Raw genomic sequence first — 3,507 nt, 5'->3', positions numbered from 1 at the left:
AGTTCAGGGCTAGCGCGGTCTGGCTCGATGCCATGGCGTCGAACAGCATTTCCAGGCCGAGGCGCTCGGGACGGCTGACCCAGGCGTCGTAATAGGTGGCGGAGCTGCGGATATCGGGATTGATCGCCGGCCACGCCTTGAGGGTTTCGGCACGTCCCCGGAAGCTATGCTTTGGCATCAATCGCCTGGCCTTGGTGAACAGGTCGTACATGGTCAGGCCGGCCTTGATGACCAGAGCGCCGCGACGGCTCGGCCGGCGCGTCAGGCCGAGGAAGCGGACCGCACCATTGGCGATGCCCGAAAACGTGTCGAAGATCGGCACCGTCGTCGGCAACGGCGCGACATAGTGCGGCGCGTTCTTCAACAGCCGGTCGCGCTCGACCAGCGATTCCCGCACCAGCTTGAACTCGCCGTTTTCGAGGTAACGCAGGCCGCCATGCACCATGCGCGACAGGGCAGCACTGGCGCCTGAGCAATAGTCGCCCTTGTCGGCGAGCACGACGTCGACGCCTTGCAGGGCCAGTTCGCGGAACACCGAGATGCCGTTGATGCCGCCGCCTATCACCAGCACGGCAATATCGGGCCGCTCTCGCAGAGCGGCGAGTGTGTCGTTGCGGTTCATGTGGGCTGTGCCTTTTCGCTCAGGCATCCATGGAGGTGAGATGCGTGGCGATTGCCGTGTCGATGATTGACAGCTCGTCCGCGCCAAGCGTGATCTCGCCGGCCCTTGCGTTGTCGAGCGCCTGCTCGGCAGTGCGCGCGCCGCACAGGCCGAAGGTGATGCCCGGCTGCGCCAGTGTCCAGGCGATGACGATCTGGGCCATCGACGCCTTGTGCTGTTCGGCGATCGGCGCGATGGCCTGCTTGAGGTTCGCCACCTTCTTCCGGTTGGCGGCGGAAAAGCGCGGATTACCCTTGCGCTGGTCGTCGCCGGTGAATTCGCGCGAGGGATCGATCATCCCGGTCARCAGGCCGAGCGCCAGCGAGGAGTAGCTGAGCGTGGCGACGTCGTTGCGTTGCGTGATCGGCAGCAGGGTCTGTTCGATCTCGCGATCGATCATCGAATAGCGTTCCTGGATCGCGTCGATCTGGCCGGCGGCGACATATTGTTCGAGGTCTTCGGCACTGACATTGGAAGCGCCAATGGCGCGGATCTTGCCTTCTGCCTTGAGCTGTTCGAGCGTTGCCATGGTCTCGGCAATCGGCGTCGTCGGGTCCTGCCAATGGGTGATGTAGAGGTCGATGTAATCGGTGCCGAGGCGGCGCAGGCTCTGTTCCAGCTCATGGGCGATGCCATCGGCGCCGAGGTAACGATGCACCGGCTTGCCGTCCTGGTCGAAGAAGTGATTGCCCTTGCCGGAATGCCAGTTGAGCCCGCATTTGGTGGCGATGACCACCTTGTCGCGTCTGCCCTTGATGGCCTTGCCGACGATCTCTTCGCTGCGGCCGAGGCCGTAGGCAGGGGCGGTGTCGATCAGGCTGATGCCGGCTTCGATCGAGGCTTCGATGGCGCGGATCGAGGCTTGCTCGTCGGTGCCGCCCCACATCCAGCCGCCTATCGCCCAGGTGCCGAGACCGACCGCCGATGCGGAGACGTTGGAGCGGCCGATGCGGCGTTGGATCTGTCGGGAGCTCATGCTGCCTCCTGTTCGGCAAGTTCGAGAATCTGGAGGCTTGTCGCCTCGTCGGTGACGATGGTGTCGAGATGGTTGCCGCGCATGGCACTGAGGATCGGCGCTGCCTTGCTCGGTCCGCTGGCGATGCCGATCGAACGCGGGATGGTGGCGAATTCGTCGAGCGTCAGCGACACCAGCGAACGGTTGAGCGCGTAGCTGCAAAGTTTGCCGTGGCGGTCGATGAGATGGGCAAGCAATTCGCCCGACGCGCCCGACTGCTCGATGGCGCGTCGGTCGGCACTCGACGAGGGATGCAGGTCGTAATAGCTGGAATCATCGGTCAGGATCGAACCGATGCCGATCACCGCGACATCGGCCTCGCGCGCCTTGCGGAAAACGTCGGCGACGGAGCGGACGCCCATCAGCATCTCGCGCTGCTCCGGCGTGTCGGCAAACAGCGGCGCATGGACCTGATAGGCGCGGCCGCCGAGCTTGTCGGCCATCAGTGACGCCACGTGGTTGACGTCGGTGTAGTGCTTGCCCTGGACAAGGCCGGTGGCGGGGATGACTTCCACGTCGTAGCTGCGGCCGGGCTTGAGGCCGGCAACGAGTGCGCTGACGCCCTTGCCGCCGGTGATCGAGATAGTGTCGCCGTCCTTGATGGTGTCGAGCAGCAGGCGTGCGGCCGCTTCGCCGACACGCTGAAGTGCTGTCTGCGGATTGTCTGATACCGAGGGCACGACCACGGCGCGTTCGATGCCGCCGAGCGCGACAAGACGCGCCTCGATGTCAACGAGATGGTCGATCGGCGATTTGATCTTGATTTCGACGAGGCCGAGCTGGTGGCCGCGCTTGATCAGCCGGTTGACGGTGGCATGCGAGATGCCAAGTTCTCTGGCGATCTCGGCCTGGGTCTTGCCTTCGACATAGTGCAGCACAAGCGCCTGATGCATCTGGCGGACGGTCGCGATGTCGTCGCGGGTGTTTGGGGGTGCCATGATCTGTCTCGCCTAAATGCTCAGGACTTCTTGCGGTGCAAGAAGTGGTCGATGGAGACGGCGGCAAGCAAAATGCAGCCCTTGATCATGTCCTGCCAGTAAACAGACACGTCGAGCAGGATCAGCGAACTGGTGACCACCGAGAGCAGCGCCATGCCGAGGATGGCGCCGAAGATGGTGCCCGATCCACCATTGAGCGAGGCGCCTCCGATCACGGCTGCCGCGATGATGTTGAGCTCCATTCCGGCGCCGAAGGTGGGTGTCGCTGCGCCGAAGCGGGCCATGTAGATGACGCCCGCAAGGCCTGCGAGGGTGGAGCAGAGCACCGTCACCCAGAACTTTACCTGCTTGGTCTTGATGCCCGAGAACTGCGCCGCCTTCTCGTTGGAGCCGGTGTAGAAGACCTTGCGGAAGGCGGTGGCGCGGCGCAGCAGGAAGTCGAAGATCGCAACGACAACGACGAAGATGATGATGACATAGGGCAGGCCGTGGAAAGTGCCCTGGCCGATGGCCTTGAACGATGGCGGCAAGGTGAACAGCGACAGCGGCGTGCCCTTGGTGATGACCAGGCACATGCCCCGCACGATGACCATCGCCGCAAGCGAGGTGATGAAGTGGTTTAGGCCGACCACTGTCACAAAGAAGCCCATGGCGGCACCGATCAGGGCGCTGACGCCGATGCCGATCAGGCTTGCCGTCCACGGGTCGAGCCCGGCGAGGAACAGTGCGCCCGATACCACCATCGAGAAACAGACGACCGAGCCGACCGACAAGTCGATGCCGCCGACGATCAGCAGGATGGTCATGCCGACGACGACGATGCCCTCGATCGAGAAGCTCATCAGCATGGCGCGGAAGTTGCCCCATGTCAGGAAGTGCGGCGAGGCGAAGCT

At 63.7% G+C, this 3,507-nt stretch carries 4 protein-coding genes; all 4 read right to left on the bottom strand.

Going from position 1 to position 3,507, the window contains the following annotated elements; translation table 11 throughout:
- Positions 1–622 (bottom strand): FAD-dependent oxidoreductase (locus tag AC1DUU_RS26610; protein WP_476786358.1); only part of this gene is annotated, 622 nt, incomplete at its 3' end.
- 19 nt (positions 623–641) lie between these two features.
- Positions 642–1,637 carry an aldo/keto reductase gene (locus AC1DUU_RS26605; RefSeq protein ID WP_476786357.1) on the bottom strand — a complete coding sequence of 332 codons (996 nt, stop codon included), beginning with the start codon at positions 1,635–1,637 and terminating at the stop codon, positions 642–644.
- Positions 1,634–2,614 (bottom strand): sugar-binding transcriptional regulator, encoded by a 981-nt coding sequence (locus AC1DUU_RS26600; RefSeq protein WP_476786356.1) that lies wholly within the window; start codon positions 2,612–2,614, stop codon positions 1,634–1,636. Before AC1DUU_RS26600 ends, AC1DUU_RS26605 begins: the two co-directional genes overlap by 4 nt.
- Before the next feature lie 20 nt (positions 2,615–2,634).
- A partial coding sequence (locus AC1DUU_RS26595; protein WP_476786355.1) for an ABC transporter permease occupies positions 2,635–3,507 on the bottom strand: 873 nt, incomplete at its 5' end.

This window comes from Aminobacter sp. P4_H6_2 (assembly GCF_056400805.1).
Note: the sequence above shows the minus strand (reverse complement) of the source record. Positions and strands in the feature narration are given on the sequence as shown.